This is a genomic window from Microbacterium sp. (genome assembly GCF_047607465.1).
Taxonomy (GTDB): Bacteria; Actinomycetota; Actinomycetes; order Actinomycetales; family Microbacteriaceae; genus Microbacterium.
Genome location: NZ_JASGCY010000052.1, coordinates 1 through 2918 on the forward strand (window position 1 = coordinate 1; position 2918 = coordinate 2918).

At 65.5% G+C, this 2918-nt stretch carries 4 protein-coding genes and 1 tRNA gene; 1 reads left to right on the plus strand and 4 read right to left on the minus strand.

The genetic code is table 11. From position 1 onward, the window contains the following. The 4 genes from xerC to QM568_RS06890 all read right to left on the minus strand — a co-directional run. A partial coding sequence (xerC, locus tag QM568_RS06875; RefSeq protein ID WP_415137159.1) for a site-specific integrase occupies positions 1-948 on the minus strand: 948 nt, incomplete at its 3' end. Positions 949-1169: 221 nt separating this feature from the next. Further along, on the minus strand, positions 1170-1385 hold the full coding sequence (locus tag QM568_RS06880; RefSeq protein WP_415137161.1) for a helix-turn-helix transcriptional regulator: 216 nt from the start codon (positions 1383-1385) through the stop codon (positions 1170-1172). A gap of 215 nt (positions 1386-1600) precedes the next feature. Then, a tRNA-Ile gene (locus QM568_RS06885) sits at positions 1601-1674 on the minus strand. A 33-nt stretch (positions 1675-1707) separates the two neighbouring features. Next, positions 1708-2244, minus strand: a complete 537-nt coding sequence (locus QM568_RS06890) for a gamma carbonic anhydrase family protein (protein ID WP_415137163.1) — start codon at positions 2242-2244, stop codon at positions 1708-1710. Positions 2245-2384: 140 nt separating this feature from the next. Between QM568_RS06890 and QM568_RS06895 the strand changes: the two genes are divergently transcribed. Further along, positions 2385-2870, plus strand: a complete 486-nt coding sequence (locus tag QM568_RS06895) for a Dps family protein (RefSeq protein WP_415137165.1) — start codon at positions 2385-2387, stop codon at positions 2868-2870. Positions 2871-2918 lie beyond the last annotated feature (48 nt).

Sequence of the window (2918 nt, forward strand, 5' to 3'; positions counted from 1 at the left end):
ATCGTGGTTTGTGTCCTTCGTGAGTAGCTTTGATCGGTTCTCACTGACCATCCCACGATGGCTCCTCACATCGACAATCCGACGCTCAGAACCCGGGAAACCACACCACCACCCGGGACGCCACCCCGTGCGCCGCAAGATATGCGGCTTCAGATCTTCGGGTCCCAGTCCAGTCGACGCGAGCTCGTTCACCATGCGCGGGTGTTCCCGGAGGACGCAGAGCGCCCGCCTTATCCCGCGAGGGTAGACGACATTCCCTCGCCGTCCGGGAATTGCTGGTGACAGGGGAAGACGGCTCGTGATGTTGTTCTGCGCGGACCGTGCTTCCTGGAGGACACGGACCGCGTACCGCGGGAGCGTGATCGTGCGCGCCTGATCCCGCGACTTCAGTTCCTCCTGGCGGAAGAGCACCCAGTGATCGTCTTCGGCGATCGTGCCTGTGACCGAGATGGTTCCACGGTCCAGATCGACGTCTGTATTCCTCAACGCCAACACCTCGGAGATCTGGAGTCCGGAGCCCAGCATCACCTCCACAACCCATCGCAGCATCGGCGCACCAGCTCCGCCGTGCCGAGCGGCCCCCTGCTCTCGCTCCAGGATCACTTCGCGAAGGACGTTGACCTGAGCCACGTTGAGCGCCTTGGGAATGCGACGGACGGGCTTGCGGCGACGAAGACTGCGTATCGGATTGTGCTGGATCGCATCGAGCTCCACCGCGATGCCAAGTGCCCCATTCAGCGCAACGCGCACGGCGTGCACCGCTGCAAGGGATCGGTCCTGTTCAACGGTGGCGAGCAAGACCTTGATTCGTGACGCGCTCATGTCCTCGAGCGTGAGGCCTCCGATCAGCGGTGATAGCCATCGAACGGTGTCTCGATAGATACGTAGCGACTGCGGACGGACTTCCCCTGTCCGATCCGCGATCCACATGTCGAGCACCGTCGCCATCGTCGTGTGCCGTGTCATGGGCTGAGGGGTCAAGGACAGCCTGGCAGCGGAAGCTCGAAGATCGTCTTCGACCGACTTCGCATCGGGTCCTGTCGCGGATAGCCGGCGCGTGACTCCGCCGGCGTCACACGTTCGAGCTCGTCCGGTCACCAGCCCAGTCGATGTGGACCGAAACGAGATCTGTCCGATCTCGCCTACCTTCAGTTTTGGGCGGCCTGCCATCAAGCCGCGTCCTTAGATGAAGCGTCCGCCTCCAGGCTCACAAGCCACGCGTCTACCGTGGCGAGTCTGTAGCGGACCCGCTTGCCCAGATGGATGGGTGTCGGGCCCTTGTTGTTCCGCGGGCTACGCCAGTCCTCAAGCGTGCGAACGGGAATCTGCAGGTACTCCGCGAGCTGCTCGGTGGTCATCAGCTGGGTCACGACGATGTCGGTCATGTCGCCCACATGCGCGGCCACCTCACGCCTTGTGCGCGTACTCGCACCTAGCGGAGGTTCGTTCCGTGCTCGCCCGTACACACGGTCCAGGTGGAGGCGGGAAACCCCAATACTCGGCCAATAAGCGGACACCCGGCCGTTGCCGTGCTCACTTCCGTGCACCTGTCATACCTCCTAAAACCGCAGAATCCTGCTGTTCCAGAGGTGAAATGTTGTGGGGCGGGCGGGACTTGAACCCGCGATCGTTGGGTTATGAGCCCACTGCCTTAACCAGCTTGGCCACCGCCCCTCACTGCGTCACCAGCCTACCGGGCGCGAGCGCTCAGACCGCCTCAGCCTGCGCGTGCGTCTGCAGATGCCCGAGGTAGATGTCGGCGTTCGCGATGAGGCCAGCGCGCTCCTCGTCGCTGAGCGGGCGGCGGACCTTCGCCGGCACCCCCGCGACGAGGGATCCGGCCGGGATCTCGGTGCCGCCGAGGATGACCGCACCACCGGCGACGAGGCAGCCTTCGCCGATCACCGCGCCGCTGAGCACGACCGCTCCCATCCCGATCAGCGAGCCGTCGCCGATCGTGCATCCGTGGACGACGGCGTTGTGTCCGATCGAGACCTTCTGCCCGATGACCACCGGGTGCGCGGCGTCGACGTGGACGGAGACGTTGTCCTGCACGTTGCTGCCGGCGCCGATCACGATGCCGGCCGAGTCGCCGCGCACGACGGCGTTGTACCAGACGCTCGATCCGGGCTCCATCCGCACGTCGCCGACGACCCGCGCGCCGTCGGCGACGAAGGTGCCGTCGGCGAGGGACGGCACGCGACCGGGGAGGGACAGGACGGATGCTCCAGCAGCAATGGTCATGAGGCGAGACTACCCTCACTCCCGCGTATTTCCGCGGTTTTCCGGCCCACTAAGCGGAGCCTTCGCTTGCTTGCGGAATGCTCTGGAGTGAGTAGCGTTGTCATCAACAGGTACGAGATCGACTACTTCGGAGGATCATCATGAGCAAGGCACAGACCGTTTCCACCACCGCCAGCGACCCGACCGTCGCCGCCGCCGCGGCTCAGTTCCTCTCGCCCCTCGTGCTGGGGCTTCAGGCTCTGACCGTCAACGGCAAGCAGGCGCACTGGCACGTCCGCGGCGCGAACTTCGTCGGCGTCCACGAGCTGCTGGACACCATCGTCGATCACGCCGGCGAGTTCGCCGACACCGCCGCTGAGCGCATCGTCGCCCTGGGTCTGCCGATCGACGCCCGCGTGAGCGCCGTCGCCGAGAAGTCCGCCAGCACCGCGGTCCCGGCCGGCTTCACCCAGTCCGACGAGCTCATCCGCGCGGTGATCTCCGACATCGACGCGATCCTCGCCGACGCCCAGGCGGCCATCGACGGCCTCGACGAGGTCGACCTCACCAGCCAGGACGTAGCCATCGAGATCAAGCGCGGCCTCGACAAGGACCGCTGGTTCCTCGTCTCGCACATCGCCGCCTGACGATCGCGATCAGGCGTACCGGAAGGGCGTCGGGGCTTCAGCCCCGAC

Coding starts and splice junctions, on each gene's coding strand:
- QM568_RS06880 (WP_415137161.1), bottom strand. CDS start 1,385: ATGACCGACATCGTCGTGACCCAGCTGATGACCACCGAGCAGCTCGCG.
- QM568_RS06895 (WP_415137165.1), top strand. CDS start 2,385: ATGAGCAAGGCACAGACCGTTTCCACCACCGCCAGCGACCCGACCGTC.
- QM568_RS06890 (WP_415137163.1), bottom strand. CDS start 2,244: ATGACCATTGCTGCTGGAGCATCCGTCCTGTCCCTCCCCGGTCGCGTG.